Source organism: Mesorhizobium sp. M1423, assembly GCF_040317575.1.
Classification (GTDB): domain Bacteria; phylum Pseudomonadota; class Alphaproteobacteria; order Rhizobiales; family Rhizobiaceae; genus Mesorhizobium.
The window spans coordinates 144,478-163,001 of record NZ_JAMYKU010000017.1 but is presented as its reverse complement, the minus strand read 5'-3'; the positions used below and the strand labels follow the sequence as shown (position 1 = coordinate 163,001).

Annotated in this window: 14 protein-coding genes and 3 pseudogenes; 13 read left to right on the top strand and 4 right to left on the bottom strand. The window is 57.7% G+C overall.

The features are described 5' to 3' along the window. Positions 1-86 precede the first annotated feature (86 nt). Positions 87-737, top strand: a pseudogene (locus NKG95_RS21525) (integrase core domain-containing protein); the annotation flags it as partial. 219 nt (positions 738-956) lie between these two features. Here NKG95_RS21525 and NKG95_RS21520 read toward each other — a convergent pair. Then, complete coding sequence (locus tag NKG95_RS21520; protein WP_353042417.1) at positions 957-1,979, bottom strand: IS110 family RNA-guided transposase; 1,023 nt, start codon at positions 1,977-1,979, stop codon at positions 957-959. Positions 1,980-2,503: 524 nt separating this feature from the next. On the opposite strand from NKG95_RS21520, the gene NKG95_RS21515 reads away from it, so the two are divergent. The 6 genes from NKG95_RS21515 to NKG95_RS21490 all read left to right on the top strand — a co-directional run bounded on the left by NKG95_RS21515 (position 2,504) and on the right by NKG95_RS21490 (position 10,002). Beyond that, positions 2,504-2,992, top strand: a complete 489-nt coding sequence (locus tag NKG95_RS21515; RefSeq protein WP_352812706.1) for a hypothetical protein — start codon at positions 2,504-2,506, stop codon at positions 2,990-2,992. Between the two features lie 517 nt (positions 2,993-3,509). After that, a complete protein-coding gene (locus NKG95_RS21510) occupies positions 3,510-4,316 on the top strand; it encodes a tyrosine-protein phosphatase (RefSeq protein ID WP_352812704.1) in 807 nt (268 codons plus the stop codon). 29 nt (positions 4,317-4,345) lie between these two features. Further along, a complete protein-coding gene (locus tag NKG95_RS21505; protein ID WP_353042415.1) occupies positions 4,346-5,104 on the top strand; it encodes a polysaccharide biosynthesis/export family protein in 759 nt (252 codons plus the stop codon). A gap of 53 nt (positions 5,105-5,157) precedes the next feature. Next, entirely contained in the window at positions 5,158-7,542 is a 2,385-nt protein-coding gene (locus tag NKG95_RS21500) for a GumC family protein (protein ID WP_352812700.1), read from the top strand. Continuing rightward, complete coding sequence (locus tag NKG95_RS21495; RefSeq protein ID WP_352812698.1) at positions 7,430-8,689, top strand: tetratricopeptide repeat protein; 1,260 nt, start codon at positions 7,430-7,432, stop codon at positions 8,687-8,689. Before NKG95_RS21500 ends, NKG95_RS21495 begins: the two co-directional genes overlap by 113 nt. Continuing rightward, on the top strand, positions 8,686-10,002 hold the full coding sequence (locus tag NKG95_RS21490; RefSeq protein WP_352812696.1) for an O-antigen ligase family protein: 1,317 nt from the start codon (positions 8,686-8,688) through the stop codon (positions 10,000-10,002). The genes NKG95_RS21495 and NKG95_RS21490 overlap by 4 nt, the downstream gene beginning before the upstream one ends. 100 nt (positions 10,003-10,102) lie before the next feature. On the opposite strand, the pseudogene NKG95_RS21485 reads toward NKG95_RS21490, so the two are convergent. After that, positions 10,103-10,297, bottom strand: a pseudogene (locus tag NKG95_RS21485) (phage integrase N-terminal SAM-like domain-containing protein); the annotation flags it as partial. A gap of 249 nt (positions 10,298-10,546) precedes the next feature. Beyond that, positions 10,547-11,347, bottom strand: coding sequence for a class I SAM-dependent methyltransferase (locus tag NKG95_RS21480; protein ID WP_353042413.1), 801 nt, complete (start codon positions 11,345-11,347; stop codon positions 10,547-10,549). Between the two features lie 393 nt (positions 11,348-11,740). Between NKG95_RS21480 and cysD the strand changes: the two genes are divergently transcribed. From cysD to NKG95_RS21460, 4 genes are all read left to right on the top strand, one after another. Beyond that, entirely contained in the window at positions 11,741-12,646 is a 906-nt protein-coding gene (cysD, locus tag NKG95_RS21475; protein ID WP_352812693.1) for a sulfate adenylyltransferase subunit CysD, read from the top strand. A gap of 2 nt (positions 12,647-12,648) precedes the next feature. Continuing rightward, a complete protein-coding gene (cysN, locus tag NKG95_RS21470; RefSeq protein WP_353042411.1) occupies positions 12,649-14,586 on the top strand; it encodes a sulfate adenylyltransferase subunit CysN in 1,938 nt (645 codons plus the stop codon). Positions 14,587-14,596: 10 nt separating this feature from the next. Further along, on the top strand, positions 14,597-15,385 hold the full coding sequence (gene cysQ / locus NKG95_RS21465) for a 3'(2'),5'-bisphosphate nucleotidase CysQ (RefSeq protein WP_353042421.1): 789 nt from the start codon (positions 14,597-14,599) through the stop codon (positions 15,383-15,385). 224 nt (positions 15,386-15,609) lie between these two features. After that, the gene (locus NKG95_RS21460) at positions 15,610-15,921 is read left to right on the top strand and encodes a type II toxin-antitoxin system VapB family antitoxin (RefSeq protein ID WP_353042410.1); all 312 of its coding nucleotides are present in this window, start codon (positions 15,610-15,612) and stop codon (positions 15,919-15,921) included. 73 nt (positions 15,922-15,994) lie between these two features. Here the strand turns inward: NKG95_RS21460 and NKG95_RS21455 are convergent, their stop codons facing one another. Next, positions 15,995-17,581 carry an adenylate/guanylate cyclase domain-containing protein gene (locus tag NKG95_RS21455; RefSeq protein ID WP_353042408.1) on the bottom strand — a complete coding sequence of 529 codons (1,587 nt, stop codon included), beginning with the start codon at positions 17,579-17,581 and terminating at the stop codon, positions 15,995-15,997. Between the two features lie 321 nt (positions 17,582-17,902). On the opposite strand from NKG95_RS21455, the pseudogene NKG95_RS21450 reads away from it, so the two are divergent. Together NKG95_RS21450 and NKG95_RS21445 are read left to right on the top strand one after the other, a co-directional pair. Then, positions 17,903-18,091: pseudogene (locus NKG95_RS21450) on the top strand (inositol monophosphatase family protein); the annotation flags it as partial. Between the two features lie 164 nt (positions 18,092-18,255). Then, entirely contained in the window at positions 18,256-18,489 is a 234-nt protein-coding gene (locus NKG95_RS21445; protein WP_352496292.1) for a DUF6429 family protein, read from the top strand. Positions 18,490-18,524: the final 35 nt, after the last annotated feature.

Sequence of the window (18,524 nt, the reverse complement as noted above, 5' to 3'; positions counted from 1 at the left end):
CCGAACAGCCAGATCGACGACCTGCTGCCTTGGGCCTACATCCGGGCGCCCGAGCTAAAGGCCGTGGCCTGAGAACAGCGCTTACGGAAGAAGGGCTGACGGTTCGCATGCGCCGCGCACGATGCCGGGCTGTGGGCACGCACGCTCCGATCCTGGTCGAGGCAAGACCGAACGCGCGATGGTCGCTGGACTTCGTGCACGACCAGTTCGCCTGCGGGCGGCGGTTCCGGGTGCTAAACATCGTCGACGACGTGACGCGGGAATGCCTGGCTGCGATCCCCGACACCTCGATCTCCGGCCGCCGCGTCGCCTGCGAACTGACAGATCTAATCGGCCGCCGCGGCAAGCCGGGCATGATCGTTTCCGACCACGGCACCGAGTTCACCTCGAACGCCATCCTCGCCTGGTCGAAGGATCACCGCGTGGAATGGCACTACATCGCACCAGGTAAGCCCATGCAGAACGGCTACATCGAGAGGTTCAACGGCAGAATGCGCTACGAGCTCCTGAACGAGAGCCTGTTTTTGGGCCTCGATCATGCCCGCTGCGCCATCACCGATTGGGTGGACGACTACAACATCGCGAGGCCTCACTCCTCGCTCGGCTACCAGACCCCGGCGGCTTTTCCAACCGGCTCCGATACTGCGGTCATTGCAGGCTTCGCGTCTGTGCCGGTTGCTCAACCCGCGCCATACGGCGTAACAGAAAACGGCCTCCGCGTGGCAAGGGCTTTCTGACATTGATGACAGGTTGGTCGGGTGCAGGCATGTATTCGGCCTTTGAGTGCGGCCTGTTCATGCCGCTGGCCTTGATGAAGTCCGCGGATCGGATCCCAGACAGGTCAACGCGCTTTTTTGAGCGGCACCCACTGAGCGGGTTTTTCCGATCCCGGTTCGACCGTCCGTCATCACCATCAGCACCTCACCAACCTCTGTGCATCCTCTGCGACTACGTCACTACGCCGGTGAATCCGCGAAGCGCTTGCCCGTAGTCATCAGCGCCCAGACGATCCGGGCCATCTTGTTTGCCAAGGCCACCGCAACGACGTTGTACAGCTTTTTCGCCAGAAGCTCGGCAGCCCAGCGAGTGGGTGCCGCTTTGCCCTTACGACAGAAGCGAAGCACGGCATGGGCTCCCACAACAAGAAGGCGACGGATGTAGGGATCGCCTTGCTTGCTGATCCGCCCGAGCCGATCCTTTCCTCCGGATGAGTTCTGTCGCGGCACCAGGCCAAGCCAAGCCGCGAGTTGCCGGCCGGATTTGAACAGGGAAGCATCTGTCACGGTCGCAACGATTGCGCTGGCGGTGATCGGACCGATGCCGGGGATCGTTTCGAGGCGACGGCTCAACTCGTGCGAACGATGCCAGATGTGAATCTGTCGGTCCAGCTCACCGACCTTCTCGTGCACCTCACGCAATTGCTGTACCAAAAGAAAGAGGGCCGATCGGGCAAGCGGGGGAATGAGGTCGTGCCCCTCGTCCTCAACCAACGCGACGAGCATGCTCAGCCCTGTAGCACCCTGACGAGTGATGATGCCCAACTCCGCCAAGTGGCCGCGCAAGGCGTTCACCAGCATTGTCCGCTGCCGGATCAAAAGCTCGCGGACGCGATGCAGCATCAACACGCTCTGCTGCTCCTCGCTCTTTGTCGGAACAAAGCGCATCGTCGGTCGCGTGACCGCCTCGCAGATTGCCTCGGCATCCGAAGCATCATTCTTCTGCCGCTTCACGTATGGCTTGACGTATGACGCAGGCATCAGGCGAACCTCATGCCCCAGAGCCGTGAGGACACGAGCCCAGTGATGGCTCGTTGCGCAGGCTTCGATGCCGATCAAGCACGCCGGCAAGGACGTAAAGAATGCGACTACATCGTCGCGACGCAACTTCCGGCGGACAACCACTGCGCCCTGCGCGTCAACGCCGTGCACCTGAAACACGTGCTTGGCGACATCCAGACCGATTGTGCTAACCTTCTCCATGGACGGCTCTCCCTCATGTGACTTTCGACAGCCACACTTTGGCACATTGCGATGCCGGGAGCGGAGGCCGTCCACCTCATCAGGTCACCCGGGCCTCAAGGTCCACATAGCTGGACAGTTCGCCAGTTCGATCGTCGCCGCCGCGCACTCGTCGCTTCCGATCCCTTCGGAGCCAGTGAATCGTCGCTTCGGTCCGCTGGCGAGCGACTTTTTCAACAGCCTGCTAATGGCCAATATTGCTGATGGCCAGTATGATGACAAGGGCGGCCGCAATCTCTGCGCTTCGTGGACGCGACGGTAACGCCAACAGCGCGAGGACCGCCAGGTCGGCTCGTTGGTTGCGGCCGGCTGAAGATGATACATCTCGCCACTCTAATGGTGTGTTCAATCAACCACATCGAAACCAAAAAATATCTCGCATCTGCGAAAGGAGTTGGAAATGGCGCAAAAAGCTGGTACGCGCTTTTCAGTACCTTATGGTTGGGTGGGCCTACAGGTAACGTGGGACAGAAGGATTGATGCGGATGAATCTAGTTGTGAAAAGTGCGTTGGCCGGATTTGTTGTGTTGGCCGGCTTCGCCCCGGTATCGTCGTTCGCGCAGGATGGGTCGTGCACCTGTGCAACTGCCTACACCGGCGTAAATCCGGTGGGATCGATCGGGAACGTCAATGGCGATGTGATGATCTCGCAGGTGGCTGGCTATGGCCCGGCACAGGCGGGGGGCGCGCTGGATTTCGGCAGCCGCGTCGTAGTTGGCGGCAAGGGGTCGGCTTCGGTTAATGTTGGTAGCTGCAATTTGAGCGTGCCGGCCAATTCGACCCTTGATATCTCCCGCGTCGAGAACAACATTTGCCTCAATGTTCTCGGTTCTGAGCATACCGCCCAAACGGGCAATTCGACGGGTGCTTCCAATAACAATACGCCGCTCTTCATCTTTGGCGGCCTAGCTCTTGGGGCCGGTATTCTGGCCGCGACGGCGGACAAAGATCACGGCCACGCCGTTAGCGACTAAGTTGATCGTAAATAGGGCAACGGCAGCAGAGGTGCATGGCGCCTTCTGCTGCGTGTCTATTGTTGGCGACAGAACGGCCTTGGCGTGAATGCTGGTGTGTCGTAGCCGGTGTGTCAGTCGGATCGCTTAAGCCAAGGTGACATGCGGATGTCTGAGGTTAGCGAACATGCTGGGATGAAGGGCGAAGTGCCGGTCTATCCAGGCATTATGGCCGAAGCGCAATCTTTCGCTTCGCTGCTGCGTGTTGGTGCAAATCTCGACGTCCGACAAGCGCGGCGATCAAAGTCAATCCTGTGGAGGGCGGCATGTGTGTAGCGCTCGATACATGAGCCGCAGCTGTTGCCGCCGATGCGGCGCTGATCATCGGCCTGCATGATGACAACTCCATCCGCCAGTAGCCGGGGCCTGGCATCCATCGTATCGCATGAATGATGCGTCATTCGCTGTCCTGCGTGTGGCGCATTTATAGTTTTTGGGGATGACGTCCTACGTTGCTTCGTTGCAGTGACAAACGCCCATGATCGATCTGCATTCCCATATCTTGCCCGGCCTCGACGACGGCTCGCCTAGTCTTGCCGAATCGCTGGAAATGGCTCGACTGGCGGTGGCCGACGGAACGACCCACATGGCGTGCACGCCGCACGTGACCCCGGGCGTATACGAAAACGGAACATCGAACATAGTCCGGGCGGTTCAAGAATTGCAACAGGCGCTGCGGAGCGCCGCCATACCGCTTGCTCTCTACGTCGGCGCCGATGTTCACATAGCGCCAGATCTTCCGGACCAATTGGCGGCCGGCAGTGTGCCGACCTTAAACAGGTCCCGCTATTTTCTGTTCGAACCGCCGCATCATGTTCTGCCCCCTCGAATGGAGGATCTTGCTCTACGCCTAATAAATGCCGGTTTCATCCCGATTCTTACTCATCCTGAGCGTTTGACCTGGATCAAAACGAATTACGACGTTATCGAGAGGTTGAATGCAGTGGGTTGTCTTATCCAGCTTACCGCAGACTCGATTGTTGGTGCTTTTGGACGCACGGCGCTTTATTATTCGGAAAAGCTGATTGACGAGGGCAGGGTGGACATCATCGCATCGGACACGCATAGCGCTACACGCCGGCGTCCTGGGCTTTCACAGGCGGTTGCTGCTGCTGCCAAGCGATGTGGCGAAGACGAGGCCCGCAACATGGTGTTGAAACGTCCAGGCGAAATATTGGCGAACCGGCTCATCGAGCCGGTGGGAAAAGCACGTCCTAAAAGACCAAACGCCGGCAGCGCCGGCCGTTTTGGATTGGGCCGCTTGTTCAGGGGCGGGCCTTCGTGATGGGCGCTTTCCGTTTCGCAGGAAGCCATATGGCAACAATTTTTGCCTTGCTTGCATCACTGGCGATCTCAGCGTGCACGAGCACCTCGTCGACAACCTCATCCTCTTCGGGTTCGGTCGATGCGCTGCAATTGACATCAGCATCCGCGCCACTTTCGGGCGGCGGCGCTCTACAGGTGGTGAAGGAACTGCCTGCGCCGCAAAATACTCAGAACGGCAGCGAGCAGCCTCTGTCTCCAAACGATGTGCTCGAGGTAAATGTGTTTCAGGTCGACAACTTGAACAGAACGGTTCAAGTCGACTCTGGTGGCCAGATTTCGCTTCCGCTTATCGGCACGATTACCGCGGCAGGAAAAACCGTCCGCCAGCTGGAGCAGGAAGTCGAAACCGCCTATGGCGCCAAATACCTGCAGTCACCTGACGTAACGATTTTCGTAAAGGAATCGATTGGACAGCGCATAACCGTCGATGGCGAAGTCAATAAGGCTGGTATTTATCCGGTGTCGAGCAATTCTTCTCTCATCGATGCAATAGCTCTTGCTGGAGGGTTCAATAACGTTGGCGATGCAAAAAAGGTCTTTGTTTATCGCAATATCGGTCAAAACACATTGGTTGCTAATTACAATGTGGAAGAGATTCGTGGTGGCAAAAGCCGCAATCCGCGCATCTATGGCGGCGACAAGATTGTCGTCTTCGCCTCAAAATCGAAAATTGCGATGAACAATCTCAAGGACGCGCTCGGTGTCGCCTCAAGTGCGGCCCGAATTGCAGTGATCCCGGGACTATAAATCGCAACCGGTCGAAATTTTTGGATATAGACAACCTAGGATTGCCTCGCACCATGCTCGATCGTAACAGACAGCATCAAATTGCAGGACCAGGACATGGCCAGGCCCTGTCCGCAGACCTCTACTATGACGGTGCGCAAAACTATGGCCCCTACGGCAGCGATTACTCGGAGCAGGACGAGGGCTTCAATCCACTCAAACTGTTATTCTACGTTGTCCAGTATCGATGGCTGATCGTTATGTTGTTGGCAGCGGGGCTTGTCGCTGGCGCCGTCATTACGATGATGCAGACCCCAAAGTATCAGGCGACAACGCAATTGGAGGTGCTGGTTCCTTCAGCCAAGGTCTTTCAGGACATTGAGGTGGTCTCTGAAAGCAGCGACTTGCGCGCCTTTCTAACAGCTCGTGAAAAGCTCAAGAGCCGTGCATTGGCCCAACGCGTTGTATTCCAGCTGGGGCTCAGCGAAAAACCCGACTTCCTATTTCCGACGCCGGATTTTTCGATTTCCAACATCTTCTACCGCGCATTTCGAATGTCCAAATCGCCCTCAATTGAGGAGAAAACCCCGGAGCAACGTGAGGCAATCGCGATCGGGCGCATCCTAAACGACCTCACCGTCAACTTGGTTACCAACACGAGCCTGCTATCGATCACTTTTGCCGATCAGAATCCGAAATATGCAAGGGATGTGGCCAATCAGGTTGCACAAAGCTTTATTGATCAACGCCTCGATCAAACCAGCGAAACCTCAGACCTGGCGCGTCAATTCATCCAGGAGCAGGTTTTGCAGGTCAAGCAAAAGCTCCAGAAATCCGAGGAGGCGCTGGTCGCCTATGCGAAAGATGCAGGCATCACGGTGACAGGCGACGACAAATCGCTGATCGGATCGAATATCGAGGCGCTGAACACTGCTCTGGCAACCGCAATTCAGGACCGTCTCGATGCAGGGCGGGTGGTAGACCAGATAGAGAAAGGCCGCGGATCGAGCCTTGCCCCCGTCTTGGAAAGTGAAGGCTTGCAGAAGCTCAGCGAAAAACTAGCGGATCTAACTAGCCAATATCAGCAGAAGCTAGGCGTTCTGAAGCCTGGTTTTCCCGAAATGCAGCAGCTCCAATCGCAGATAAAGGAGCTGCAACGGCTCTATAACAACGGCGTTCTGGCTATAACAGATTCGCTGCGGTTGAAATACCAAGAAGCACAGAACAAAGAGGCCGATCTTAAGACCAAACTTGCCGAAATGGAAAAGCAGCAGGTCGCCTTCAACGACAAGAACATTCAATATACTATTCTCAAACGGGAAGTGGATTCGAACCGGTCGCAATACGACAATCTTATCGCTAAGTTGAACGAGGTTGGTGTCAGCTCCGAACTCAAGACGCAAACCGCCGCGATCGTAGATTTTGCCACACAACCGAGTAGCCCATATTCGCCGCGCCTGAGCGTTAACCTGGCAATCGCGCTGGTTCTTTTCCTGGCTCTGAGTGCGTCGATCATTTACGTCATTGAACTGTTGAACAACACCTTTACTAATCCTGAGCAGGTAGAAAAGGAGCTGGGATTGGCGATGCTCGGCATCTTGCCGCTCGTCGATGACAGGGAACTCGCTGCCAGCATCGCTGATCAGAAGTCCGGATTGTCAGAGGCCTACCGTTCGCTGCGGACATCGTTGCAATTCTCGGGTGCGGAGGGCGCGCCAAGATCGCTGGTCGTCACGAGTTCTGAGCCCTCCGAGGGCAAATCGACGACATCATTCAAGCTTGGGCAGGATTTTGCCGCGCTCGGTGCGAAAGTTCTCATTGTCGATGGCGATCTTCGGAAACCGAACCTTCATCGCCTGTTCGGTCTGGACAACACGATTGGGCTCAGCAATCTCCTGACAAATACCGTCCGCAAAGAGGATCTGACGAACATCTTCAGGGTGACGAAATATTCCAACGTGACCGTTCTGACCTCTGGTACGATCCCTCCAAACCCTGCAGATCTACTCTCGTCACCGAAGATGGCTCTGATCGTCACCAATCTCGGCAAGCGCTTCGATGTTGTCATCATCGACGCGCCGCCGGTCGTCGGTCTTTCGGACGCGCCGATTCTCAGCCGGCTCGCTGAGGGCACATTGATGGTCATTTCAACCAATCAGGTGACGCGCAAGTCGGCGAAGACCGCATTGAAGCGCTTGCGAGCCGCCGGGGCCAACGTGGTTGGCGCCGCCATGTCCAAATTTGCGGTGAATAAGTTCGATTATAATTACGCCTACAAATATATGAACTACCAGTATTACAACTATGGCACAGACATAGGTACTCCGAAGATAGAGGGCAAAGTCGATGATGGAGCAAGCCAGCCCGCTTATGCAAAATCTCCGGGTTTTAGTCGTTTGGTTCGCCGCGTCCGTTCTAGTGTTGGGGGCTTCCTCGATCGGGCTAAGTCGATTTCTTGAAACAGGAGCACCGGCTGCTTCTCTTGCGCTGGATCCGTTAAACGTCGACGCGTTGATAACTGAGATCACCAGTGACCTGAACGATACAGATAGTGCTCCTGATTTAGACGCATTGCTTGCCAGGGCCAAAAGCGCACTCGCCTTCGATTTGGCGGACGCGCGTCTTTATAGCCTGATTGGGGAGATCAAATTCCGGCAAGGCGAAAAGGACGAAGCCTACCAGCTCTTCGAACAAGCCCGCAGACTATCGAAAACGGAAATTCACGCGCTGCAGAGATCCATAAGCCGCAAGATCCAAGAAGGTGATTTGTCGACGGCCGTGGGCGAGATCGACATATTGCTACGGAGATGGCCAGACCAATTTGCGGCAGTCGCAGAGGGCTTGCCGACAATTCTCTCGGATCCCAATGGATACGAGGCCGTGCTGACGGCCATCAGGGCGGAGGCGCCCTGGAGACCCAGTCTGTTCGTCAGTCTTGCCAGGACCCCAGGGGGGCTTGATTTTTCAAATAGGCTGCTACTCGACTTGACCGGAACGAGCGCACCACCAACTTCTAGCGAACTGTCAGGTGTGATTACTGGCTACCTTCGCGAGAAGCAATACGGGCCAGCGTATCGGCTGTTTCTTTTCAGCCTGTCTGATCAAGAGCGTAAGTTGGGGGGATACATTTTCAACAGCACGTTCGAGCCGTTCTCGGGCCACAAGCCATTCGATTGGCAGGTCCGCGACCAACCTGGCCTGGAAGTGACATTTGCCACATCCCAGGATGCGGTCGAGGGCGAGGGTGGTGCAACGGTCCGATTCTTGAACACACCTGTCAAGGATGCAGCTCTTCAGCAATACATTGCACTGCCTCCAGGCTCCTACAAGATTTCTCTGATTGCTTCTGCGCGAAACTTGAAGCTTCCAAAGGAATTGCTGTGGTCGATCAGGTGCGTGGGTCCGACTGGCGAGGTTGCACGGTTCAACATTCCTGAAGGCACATATAACCGCCAAAAGCTGAGTCAGAATTTTTCAATCGCGTCGGCTAGCTGCCCCATACAACTTCTGGCGCTGCAGACTACCGCCATTGCGGAGAGCTGGCGATTTCGGTATGTCGGTACCCTAGTAATGCACAAACTGAATATTGAGAGAGTTCAATCTTGAACGACCGGCCGTCGGAATGGGATAAGTATCTCCTCGGGTCGGTCTTGTTTGTATCGCTGCTAATTGGCGGCGGTACTGCTAGCGGCCTCTATACGGATACTCTAATCGAAGTTGCGGCAATTGTCTCGGCGGCGGCCGTTTTTGCGCGAACCTCTGGCCAGCGGAGCCCCCAGTCTGTTCTGTGGCTGTTGATCGTCGCCGTGGCGTTGGCGGTTTTGCAAATCGTCCCACTGCCGGTCGCCGTATTCAACGGATTGCGGCCGGAACTGCTGCTTGGAGATCCCTGGATTGGAGAAACCAAATTTCGCTTTGTCAGCGTCGGGGTGGGCCGCACAGTCGAGTGTCTGCTTTATCTATTGGCCGCAGCGGCGTTTTTTCTTGCCGTATTGCGTTTACGTGCCGAACAGGTCAGTGCGCTTCTTCCGTTCTTTTTCATGGGTGTTATTTGCAATGGTCTGGCTGGAGCGATTCAATATTCGCTCTCCGACGACATCGCTATTGTAGGGCTGTTGCCTTTTACAATAAACGCTGGGCTTTTCGCCAATGTGAATCACTTTTCGGCTTTGCTTTTTGTGTCTATTCCCTTCGTCGTCTATTACGGAGTATTTCGCGGACATCTCTTGTCCGGATCCTTCGGCTTGATCGCCCTTTTGGTGCTTCTTTTGGCCGCTGGTTCACGCGCCGGTGTTCTGATTGGACTGGCGATCACTGCATTGTCCGTCGTGTTTCTTTCGGCCCGTTCCAGGGCAAGTGGATTTAGTGTCCTCGTCATTTTTATTGCGCTTTCGATCTACACAATTGGCGCCTGGACCAAAATAGATGCACAGGTGCTCGATCCGGCATTCGGGCGGGGAGAATTTGCGCGAACCACAATCGAGGGGATCAAGGACAACTGGGCGACGGGTGTCGGATTTGGGAATTTTCAGAAAGCGTACCAGATATACGAACGGGAGGGCATGATATTCAAGCAATACGTGAACCATGCTCATAATGAGTATCTGGAAATAGCCTTTGAGGGCGGAGTTCCTGCTATCCTGCTGATGGCAAGCTATTTCGTGTTGCTTTTAGCTGCATTGGTTAGAGTCCGCCGCGATCCGTTTCAGAAAGCGGCATTTCTCTCAGTATCTTTCCTTCTCATTCACTCGCTGGTCGACTACCCGCTGCGAACCGAGGCGCTGGCGTTGACCTTTGCCTATATGAACGCCATCATCTTCCACAAAGGATTTGCGGAACGGTTGGGAAGTAAGAGTGAGATGATCGAGATCGGTCACAACGGGGACAAGCTATTTGTCCCCATCGGAACTTCCTCCTAAGGTCCTGGCCTCCCTTAGCGTGCGTTGTTGTTAGTGCAATGGGGGCACGACCCTTCTGGCCACTGGTCACAGCGTTTTTGCCGAAACTTCGATTGGGTAGCCATTGAATTCCGGTAGAGACCAGATGCACCTGGAAGGCGCGGACGTCCTCCAGGTCAAGCCGGTCCGGGGATCGGCCACAGTAGCGGGAGAACTTCGCTACCGCGTGCACGTAGGATCGTTGCGTTGCCGGCGACAGATTGCGGATCGTCATGTCCTCGATCATGCGCCGGCGAAGCGGGCTCAACTCGGCCATCTCATTGCTCCTGTTCTCAAGGTTGCGCTTCAACAGCGGCAATCCTTCAAAACAGAAGCGTCATCCGCAAACCGGTACACCAATGCCGCGTCAGCGGCATCGTACAATCTGGGGGCCTTAAAACGCGACATGCTTTGGATCCGCGGCCGCTGCCTCTGAGATCATCCGATTGTCGATCTGCCGGTCGCGGTCCCCCTGCTCGACTGCTCGACTGTGGAAGCGAGCGAGGAACCTCCCAAGTCTCACGGCTCAGCGTTTATCGTCGATCAGATCAGAACTGACCATCGTTTTGGGCGTACCTTTGGAAAGGCGAAAGCACAGGAAATGGCCGCCCCAAGGGAAGGCGAAGCGGCCGCGAAAAGTCGCCTCGAAGCTTCTCTTGCTGAAGAAGTCGACGAGGTCATCAACACTCTTCCACCAGAAGCTGGCAAAGGACTCTGGCTCCTTGCCCTCGTCAGTGCCTCGGACAGCCTCGACGATGAATGTGCCGCCCGGCTTCAACACGCGACTGATCTCGGCCAAGACCATTTCGACATCGAAGACGTGATCGAGCGCGTTGGTGAAAGCCAGATCGACGGAACTGTCCGCGAATTGCAAATGATGGAAGTCGCCAGTTACGACGTATTGGTTGTTGACGCCGGGGTTCAGATCTATGCCGAGCGCAAAATAACCTTGATCGATAAAGGCGCGGACTTCGGTTCCCAGCCGGGCACCGAGACACAGCACGCTTCCTGTAGTCGGAATGGTGCCTGGGTCGATGCCTTTCAGGCGATCAGTGAGAGCGGCATAGTACTTCTCGTCATAGGAACCGAGATCCAGCGTTTCGACTTTGGCTCGCTGATGCTTGAGGTACTGATCATAGGAATTGTAACGGCGGTTCTTGAGATTTCCGTCTTGCTCCCAAGTATTTGAAATGTTTCTCAGTTGAAAGCTGTTTAGGACCATTGCTCTCAGTCGACGCACACCGGTCGGACTGAAAACCATCCCGATGCGAGCGGGGTTTTTCAGTGTTGCCTTTGCTTGATTAGCGACAAACCTCGTTAGACCCATGGATGCCTCCCCGAGAAGGCCCCTCCCAGAGCAACAGGCTGGTCTGGAGCCGATTAATTCGGTCAAGCTAAAACAAAAGCTGGCGCCAGTCGAGCCACGGGCTCGCTGCTGTCGTGGCCCTCAGAGCGTGGCCACAAGAAGTGCAGCGGTCGTCGCGATCATCCTTCAGGGTTCAGCCGGGCAGGAATTTCTCGATTTTGCCGGCCGTGCGGAAAATTCATTCCCGAACCATTCCGCCGCAGGCCTGTCTTGCATTGTTCTGGACCGGAACGATCTGCTAGAACGCCCGCACGAGAATAGATTGTCCGGAAGTGCTGTTTGAATCGGGCGGCTGAATGTCGCCTCCGATGCAGGCCCTTCCGTGGATCGGTACGAAAGAACGCTCACAGTCCCATGAACATCGCACTTACGCACCTTCAGCGGCTTGAGGCCGAATCCATCCATATTTTTCGCGAGGTGGCCGCGGCCTTTGCCAAGCCGGTCATGCTCTATTCGGTCGGCAAGGATTCGTCCGTTCTCATGCACCTGGCGATGAAGGCGTTTTATCCGGCTAAGCCGCCCTTTCCCTTTCTCCACGTAGACACGACCTGGAAGTTCCGCGAGATGATCGCCTTTCGCGACCAGATGCAGCAAAAGCTCGGCTTCGACCTCCTGGTGCATGTCAATGAAGACGGCGTGCGCGACAACATCAATCCGTTCGACCACGGCTCCAACACCCATACGCATGTGATGAAGACGGTGGCGCTGCGGCAGGCGCTCGACAAATACGGATTTGACGCAGCCTTCGGGGGCGCCCGTCGTGACGAGGAGAAGTCGCGGGCCAAGGAGCGCATCTTTTCGTTCCGCAATGCCCAGCACGTCTGGGATCCGAAGAACCAGCGGCCGGAGATGTGGAAGATTTTCAATACACGTATTGCTGCCGGCGAATCGATCAGGGTGTTTCCGCTGTCGAACTGGACCGAGCTCGACATCTGGCAATACATTCTCCAGGAAGACATTCCGATCGTGCCGCTGTATTTGGCCAAGGAGCGGCCGGTCGTCGAGCGCGACGGCATGCTCATCCTGAGGGATGACGAGCGCATGCAGCTGCGGCCCGGCGAGGCGGTTGAGAACCGGATGGTGCGGTTCCGCACGCTCGGGTGCTATCCGCTGACCGGCGCGATCGATTCGGAAGCCGATACTCTGGAGGCGATAGTCGGCGAAATGCTCACGGCGCGCACTTCCGAGCGGCAAGGTCGCCTGATCGACCGTGATGAAGCTGGCTCGATGGAAAAGAAGAAGCGCGAGGGGTATTTCTGAGTATGCGCCACATCATGGCCAAGAGCCTTGCCCCGACCGACGGCGTCCGCGACTATCTGGCGGCGCAGGAACGAAAGTCTCTGCTGCGCTTCCTGACCTGCGGCTCGGTCGACGACGGCAAGTCGACGCTGATCGGGCGTCTGCTTTCCGATACCAAGCAGATTTTCGAGGATCAGCTGGCCACGCTCGAGCGCGATTCGCGCAAGCACGGCACCACTGGCGACGACGTCGACTTCGCGCTGCTGGTCGACGGGCTCGAGGCAGAGCGCGAGCAAGGCATTACCATCGACGTCGCCTATCGCTTCTTCGCTACGCCAAAGCGCAAGTTCATCGTCGCCGACACGCCCGGCCACGAACAGTATACCCGCAACATGGCGACAGGTGCATCGACCGCCGATCTCGCCATCGTGCTGATCGATGCCCGCCAGGGCGTACTGCGCCAGACAAGGCGGCATTCGATCATTGCCTCACTTCTGGGCATTCGCCACATCGTGCTCGCCGTCAACAAGATCGATCTTGTCGGCTTCGACGAGGCGGTCTTTAAACGGATCGTCGCGGATTACGGGCAGTTCTCACGTGAACTCGGCTTCCAGACGATCGTGCCCATTCCGATGTCGGCCCGCTACGGCGACAACGTTACTGGCCGTTCCGATAGGACGGACTGGTATTCCGGCCCGACTCTGATCGAACATCTCGAAACTGTCTCGGTCGACGAGGCCGCGGTCGAATTGCCATTCCGGTTTCCTGTCCAATATGTGAACCGTCCCAATCTCGATTTTCGCGGTTTCGCCGGCACTATCGCCTCCGGCTCGGTTGCGCCCGGCGACGAGGTTGTCGTCGCGAAATCGGGCAAGTCCTCCCGTGTCAGGCGCATCGTTTCGCATGGCGGCGACCTTCAGCAGGCTGTCGCCGGCCAGGCCATCACCCTCGTCCTCGACGACGAGGTCGAGGTCTCGCGCGGCAATATGCTGGTGTCGCCGGCAGCGCGGCCGCAGGTCGCCGACCAGTTCGCCGCCAACATCGTGTGGTTCGACGAACATGCATTGCTGCCCGGCCGCTCCTACATCCTGCGCACCGAGACCGACCAGACCAGCGCCACCGTCACCGACCTGAAATACCGGGTCAACGTCAACGACTTTGCCCATGAGGCGGCCAAGTCGCTTGAAATGAACGAAGTCGGCATCTGCAACATCTCGACGCGGTCGCCGATCGCCTTCGATCCGTTTGCCGAAAACCGCACCACAGGCGCCTTCATCCTGATCGACCGCATCACCAATGCCACGGTCGGCGCCGGCATGATCCTGCACACGCTGCGCCGCGCCGAAAACATCCACTGGCAGTCGCTTGATGTCGGCAAGCGCGCCCGCGCCGATATGAAGAACCAGCGGCCGGCGGTGTTCTGGTTCACCGGGCTTTCGGGCTCGGGCAAGTCGACCATCGCCAACCTCTTTGAAAAGAAGCTCTTCGCCACCGGGCGCCATACCTACATTCTGGATGGCGACAACGTCCGTCACGGCCTCAACCGCGATCTCGGCTTCACCGACGCCGATCGTGTCGAAAACATTCGCCGCGTCGCGGAAGTGGCGCGTCTGATGGCCGACGCCGGGCTGATCGTCATCGTGTCGTTCATTTCGCCGTTCAGCGCCGAGCGGCGCATGGCGCGCGAATTGATGGCCGACGGCGAATTCGTCGAGGTGTTTGTCGACACCCCCTTCGAGGAATGCGCCAGGCGCGATCCGAAGGGTCTTTATGCGCGGGCATTGAATGGCGAGATCAAGAATTTCACCGGCGTCGATTCACCATATGAGGGGCCGGAAAAACCCGAAATCCACCTCAAGACACTCGGCCGATCAGCCGAGGAGATGGTGGAGGCCCTGGAACACTGGCTGATCGAGCGTGACATTGCCGAAGACCAATATGATAGCGGCGGCGGCATCTGACGACGAAGCGATGCTCGCCGTCTTCGAGCGCCTTGCCTTGGCGGCGGGGCGCGAGGTGATGCGCGTGTTTCATGCCGGCTGCGCGGTCGACAGCAAGTCGGACAGTTCGCCGGTGACGGAGGCGGATCGCGAGAGCGAAAAGATCATCCTTGCCGGGCTGCGCGCCGCATTTCCGGAGATTCCATGCGTGGCCGAGGAAGAAGCTTCTGCCGGCATCATGGCGCCGGATCTCGGCGATGCCTTCTTCCTGATCGATCCGCTCGACGGCACCAAGGAATTCGTCAACCGCCGCACCGATTTCACCGTCAACATCGCGCTGGTTCGCCATGGCGTGCCGGAGATCGGCGTCGTTTTCGCACCCTGCACCGGCCGCTTCTTGTCCGGCCGGCCGGGCAAAGCGGAAGCGATCGAGATCAATGACGACTATGAGATCGTCGATCGCCAGCCGATTTCGGCGAGGGCCGGTATGGTGCCGCTGACCGTCGTCGCCAGCCGATCCCACAACACGCCGGAGACCGAGGCGTATATCCGCGCGCTGGGCGCTGCCGAGATCGTTTCGGTCGGCTCGTCGCTGAAATTCTGTCTCGTCGCCGGCGCCGAAGCGGATGTCTATCCGCGCTTCGGCCGCACCATGGAATGGGACACCGCGGCGGGTGACGCGGTGCTGCGCGCAGCCGGCGGCATGACGCGCACGCTGGACGGCGAGCCGCTCGCCTACGGCAAGCGCAACCAGAGCGATGACGAGGATTTCGCCAATCCGCATTTTATCGCCAGCGGCAAGGCTGCTGGGCCTGGCTAGGCGATGACTGCGGAGTTTCCAGACCGCACAAAAGTGCGAGTGTTACAAGTGACTTATGGAAGCGACCTCAGATACTGCTCGAGGTCTGTAAACACAACGGTACGCCCCATCCAGCCGTCGGCGTGGCCGATTAGCTTCGTGTCCGGTCGATGCTGGCGAAGCCTTCACACGGTGTATCCAAATTGCTCTATACCGATACACTTGAACGGCTATACGAGCGAGTGATGGCATTCCACATCAAGAACCCCGAGACCGACGCGCTGGCCCGCCGGGTCGCCGCGCTTAAGAGGACTGGTCTGACAGAGGCCGTCCATGCCGCGCTCAAGCATGGGCTTGAGCGCGAACAGGCTAGACCGTCCCTGGTGGAGATCGGCGTCACGTTCTGCCGTGATCTGCGAGCCCGGGGCAAGCCTGATCACGGCAGGCCCGCCGACAAGGCATTTCGCCACAAGCTGCGTGAGTGCCACAGTCTCGCAATGCAGAGCGCGAGCGTGGCTTACCGGCTTGTCCCGCTCCCCGTTAGTACGACGGTTTAGCCGACTGTCACGGAACAAAAAAGTAGGTTGCCCATTCACGGTCCACGGTCCAGATTGCATCACTTTCAAGAACCTAAAATGTGGCGGGCTTGCTTCGGACGGATAAGGCCAGGAGCGCCTCCGAAAGTCGTTTCTTCGCCCGCTCGACCCCGTTCTCGTCGATTGCCTCAACATCGAGGAACAAGTCGAGGCCTGTCGCGTGCTCGCTGATGACCTGAGGGCGCTGGGCGAGTTCACCCAGGAGGCCCTCGACTTCGTAGGGGATAACCTCCCGGCTGATCCCCTTCATGGCAATCGGTGCTAACGGACGCGCCCGGACAAGGTCGCGCACAAGCGCGTAAGTCTCATAGCTGAGGCAGATGCCGCCGGGCTCGGCAATCGACTGCAGACGGGCCGCCAAGTTCGCTTCGGCTCCAATGATCGTGTAGTCCATCCGATCATCGGAACCGAAGTTCCCAACATTGCAATAGCCCGTGTTGATGCCCATGCGAGCTCGGAAGGGCCGTTCAACTCCGCGGTCATGCCACACCCTGTTCAACTGCTCCAGCCGACGCTGCATGTCGACAGCCATGCGCAAGCAGGCTCTCGCGTCTTCCTCGACGCCTTGCGTCTCGGGGTCTCCGAAGAACACAAGAAGCGCGTCGCCGATGAACTTGTCGACGGTGCCGCCGTGTTTGAGCGCGATCGTCGACATCTCGGTGAAGTACTCGTTGAGGAGAAGCGTCAAGTCCTCGGGCTGGAGCCGTTCCACGATCGCGGTGAAATCCTTGACGTCGGAGAAAAAGATCGTGAGCTTCTTGCGCTCGGTTGCGATGGTGACGTCCTTCTGGCCGCTGAAGATGCTTTTGTAGATTTGAGGCGAAAGGTATTTGGCGATCTTCAATGAAATCGCGGCCAGGAAGTCGTTTGCCTCGGAGAGCTCCTTGTTGATGCCCTGAATCAACGCGGACTGCCGACGCTGCAGGAGAATGAACGTCAGGCCCGCCGCCGCCGCGAAACCGAAATATAGGAGCAGATACTTGAAGGTCAGCACGTTCGCAGCAATAGGCTGATTGACTGATATCTCCTGGATCCCTCGGACATCCCCTACCTTCCAGTCCGTCTTGGGGCTGTCCGGGTGTGAGTTATGGCAGGTCACGCACACTTGTCCCATTATGACAGGGGCCGCGGCGCGGACCTGCCGGTCAAACAGTGAGCCCGAGACTTCGATGATCGGCTCCTTCGGGTTGGCGCGCAAAGCCAAGATTGCATTCCGCTCGAAAACATCGAGCTGGTGGGGCGCGCGACCTTTGAAAGGCAGATCCGAGACGAACCGATATTTGACCGACCCGTCATGAGCGCTGATGCGCTTGCCGAGTTCGATCGAGAGGGTTGCTGGAATAGGGATCGCACCTGGCACGTCCCGATAGTTGTGCGTCGCGGTCACGGCGCCGTTAGCTTGCAGCACGCGTCCCACGACGTCGCTGCCGTAGAATCCGCGCATTTCGTCGATGATCCGGCTGATTTCGCTGGCTTGCCTGCGCAGCATCCGTTCCGATAGGTCTCGGAGGTCGAGCCAGGCTGCGACGGGCAGACCGACAAGGCCGATGACCACTGCCGTCACCAGGAGCGGTCCCATGGTGCGCTGCTGACGCGCAATCTGTTCACCCAGTCCAGCCATTGTGCAAGCCCCCGGCCGTCACAGTATCTGAACTATAGCTCATTCCCGGCACGGTACCAGAGTCAGTCTTGGCTCGATGAGAACACGTCAGCCCTGCAACGTCGGACCGACCTTGAGCGGTTGTTGCTAAGCCCGACCCTCACAGCAGATTTCGCATTCTGGCGCTAGACGGGCAGTGAATCAGTGAGGGAATGTCGCAAAGTCTGTTGTGGCCCGGAATGCGCTCCGCGATAACCGCTCAGGGCTCAAAATTCACCTCTGGCAAGGTTGAGACTTCTGCGGCCGGAGAGCGCGTCGGAAAAGAAAGTGTCCCGCCAAACGTATCCGCGTTTCGGCCGCACTATGGAATGGGACACCGCGGCGGGTGACGCGGTGCTGCGCGCTGCCGGCGGCATGACGCGCACGCTGGATAGCGCGCCGCTCGCCTGCGGTAAGCGCAACCAGAGCGACGACGAGGATTTCGCCAATCCGCATTTCATTGCCAGCGGCAAGGCTGCCACGGCCGCTTAGCACGACGGTGAACCCCGTTCCCCGGCTCGTCGCCCGCGCGAGTGACGCCGTCGCGCACGCGACGCCTGAGTTGAAGCACTTATTTTCAGCCGAACGCTCGTGGCAGGGAGTAACTATCCGGTGTGGATCGTGGCAGAGGCCCTTTCGCGTGTTAGACTGCTTGCATGGAGATCGACACCGACAAGATCGACGAAGCCGTTCTGGGCCTGCTTTGGCTGACGCTGCATGAAGAGAGGCGCGTCTGGAAGGGATTCGATTGGAGCGCTCTGGATCGCTTGCACCAGAAGGGGCTGATCGCGAATCCAGCAAACAAGGCGAAGTCAGTGGTTCTGACAGATGAAGGACTGCGGCGTGCGCAGGAGCGATTCCGAACCCTGTTCACCCGTTCGGCGCCATGAGCCATGAGCGCTGGGATGGCGCCGCGAGATGATGG

Excerpts from the sequence above, each read along its gene's own strand:
- NKG95_RS21520 (WP_353042417.1), bottom strand. The coding sequence starts at position 1,979 with ATGGAGAAGGTTAGCACAATCGGTCTGGATGTCGCCAAGCACGTGTTT.
- NKG95_RS21515 (WP_352812706.1), top strand. The coding sequence starts at position 2,504 with ATGAATCTAGTTGTGAAAAGTGCGTTGGCCGGATTTGTTGTGTTGGCC.
- NKG95_RS21510 (WP_352812704.1), top strand. The coding sequence starts at position 3,510 with ATGATCGATCTGCATTCCCATATCTTGCCCGGCCTCGACGACGGCTCG.
- NKG95_RS21505 (WP_353042415.1), top strand. The coding sequence starts at position 4,346 with ATGGCAACAATTTTTGCCTTGCTTGCATCACTGGCGATCTCAGCGTGC.
- NKG95_RS21500 (WP_352812700.1), top strand. The coding sequence starts at position 5,158 with ATGCTCGATCGTAACAGACAGCATCAAATTGCAGGACCAGGACATGGC.
- NKG95_RS21495 (WP_352812698.1), top strand. The coding sequence starts at position 7,430 with ATGATGGAGCAAGCCAGCCCGCTTATGCAAAATCTCCGGGTTTTAGTC.
- NKG95_RS21480 (WP_353042413.1), bottom strand. The coding sequence starts at position 11,347 with ATGGGTCTAACGAGGTTTGTCGCTAATCAAGCAAAGGCAACACTGAAA.
- cysD (WP_352812693.1), top strand. The coding sequence starts at position 11,741 with ATGAACATCGCACTTACGCACCTTCAGCGGCTTGAGGCCGAATCCATC.
- cysN (WP_353042411.1), top strand. The coding sequence starts at position 12,649 with ATGCGCCACATCATGGCCAAGAGCCTTGCCCCGACCGACGGCGTCCGC.
- cysQ (WP_353042421.1), top strand. The coding sequence starts at position 14,597 with ATGCTCGCCGTCTTCGAGCGCCTTGCCTTGGCGGCGGGGCGCGAGGTG.
- NKG95_RS21460 (WP_353042410.1), top strand. The coding sequence starts at position 15,610 with ATGGCATTCCACATCAAGAACCCCGAGACCGACGCGCTGGCCCGCCGG.
- NKG95_RS21455 (WP_353042408.1), bottom strand. The coding sequence starts at position 17,581 with ATGGCTGGACTGGGTGAACAGATTGCGCGTCAGCAGCGCACCATGGGA.
- NKG95_RS21445 (WP_352496292.1), top strand. The coding sequence starts at position 18,256 with ATGGAGATCGACACCGACAAGATCGACGAAGCCGTTCTGGGCCTGCTT.